The sequence below is a fragment of the Bradyrhizobium pachyrhizi genome, from assembly GCF_001189245.1.
In the GTDB taxonomy this organism is placed as follows: Bacteria; Pseudomonadota; Alphaproteobacteria; order Rhizobiales; family Xanthobacteraceae; genus Bradyrhizobium; species Bradyrhizobium pachyrhizi.
In genome coordinates this window covers 272822-274451 of record NZ_LFIQ01000124.1, presented here as the reverse complement: position 1 = coordinate 274451, position 1630 = coordinate 272822, and the positions used below count along the sequence as shown (strand labels likewise).

The window sequence follows — 1630 nt, the reverse complement described above, 5'->3', positions numbered from 1 at the left end:
GTGGCGGAGACGATTCTCCGCCGGCACCGAGGGCGGCGCAGGCGACCGATGCAGCCAAGTTCGACCTCGCAGGCTGCCGCAGCGTTACTCCTGAGGAAGCAGCGGATTATCGGCATTGTAAGCGCGTTTGGGACGAAAACCGGCGTCGCTTCTTTGGCAAGAAGGACAGCGCCATAGCTTCCGGCCACGATGATTCGTCCAGCTCGATACCCATCCCAAAGGATCAAAGCCGAATTCCGCAGGGATATCCGAACCTGGCGGCACCTGAGGCGAGCAGGCCATGACCGGTACCGGGATCATCGACCAGTTTTTGGAAACGTTCACGCGTTATATCGACAACGGTTTTGGGCTGCTCGGCAGCGATGTCGGATATTTCGCAACGACCCTTGCTGCGATCGACATCACGCTTGCCGCGTTGTTCTGGAGTTGGGGAACTGACGAGGACATCATCGCGCGCCTCGTCAAGAAGACGCTCTTCGTGGGGGTCTTCGCCTATCTCATCGGCAATTGGAACGGCCTGGCGCGCATCGTCTTCGAGAGCTTCGCCGGTCTTGGACTGAAAGCATCGGGCGCAAGCCTGTCCGCATCCGATTTTCTGAGACCTGGAAAGATCGCTCAAGTCGGGCTCGACGCCGGCCGACCGTTGCTCGACTCGATCTCTAACCTGATGGGTTACATCAGCTTCTTCGAGAATTTCGTCCAGATCGTCGTTCTCTTGTTCGCCTGGGTCGTGGTGTTGCTCGCCTTCTTCATTCTCGCGATCCAGCTCTTTGTCACCTTGATCGAGTTCAAGCTCACAACGCTGGCTGGCTTCGTGCTCATCCCATTTGGTCTGTTTGGCAAGACCGCCTTTGCGGCGGAGCGGGTCTTGGGCAACGTCATCTCCTCAGGGATCAAGGTCCTCGTCTTCGCCGTCATCGTCGGCATTGGATCGACCCTGTTCTCGCAGTTCACCGCTGGCTTTGGTGGCAATCAGCCGACCATCGAAGACGCTATGACACTGGTGCTTGCGGCGCTCTCCTTGCTGGGCTTGGGCATCTTCGGTCCAGGAATCGCCAACGGCCTGGTGTCCGGCGGACCGCAACTCGGCGCCGGTGCGGCGATAGGAACGGGCCTTGCCGCCGGCGGTATTGTTGCCGCCGGCGCAGGCCTCGCCGCCGGCGGTGCTGGTCTCGCTGGCGGCGCGATGGCGGGCGCCGCGCGCAGTGGCGGCGCTGCCATGAGCGGAGCATCAGCGGCCTATCGGAGCGGCGGCCTTGCCGGTGTCGCGGAGGCCGGCGCTACCGCTGCGATGAGCCCGTTGCGTCGTTCAGCGGCTGCGCTCGGCGGAGGTGGGGAAGCCGGCGCGCAGGGCGCGAGCGCTTCGGCCGAAGGGCAGCCCGATTGGGCGCGGCGCATGAAGCGTGCCGAGACTGTTCGGCACGGTGCGTCGGCAGTCAGCCACACGGTCCGCTCAGGTGATCACGGTGGCGGCGGCTCGTCCGTCGATTTGTCTGAAGGAGAGCGCTGACACTTCGCCACTGCGCCTTCGCCAGCCGCTGCGCGACTGACTGAAACGCGGACACCGAACAACTCGAAAACGATTACTTGATCTCAAGGGCAACTATCGATGTTCAAACGACCTTCCGTA

General features: G+C 62.3%; 2 protein-coding genes. Both read left to right on the top strand.

Features of this window, described 5'->3' with window-relative positions; genetic code table 11:
• Positions 1-284, top strand: a 284-nt coding sequence (gene trbK-alt, locus AKL29_RS41485; RefSeq protein WP_244482681.1) for a putative entry exclusion protein TrbK-alt, incomplete at its 5' end; no start/stop codon positions are given.
• Positions 281-1510, top strand: a complete 1230-nt coding sequence (gene trbL / locus AKL29_RS39775; RefSeq protein ID WP_050387941.1) for a P-type conjugative transfer protein TrbL — start codon at positions 281-283, stop codon at positions 1508-1510. The genes trbK-alt and trbL, both read left to right, overlap by 4 nt.
• The last annotated feature ends 120 nt before the right edge of the window (positions 1511-1630 follow it).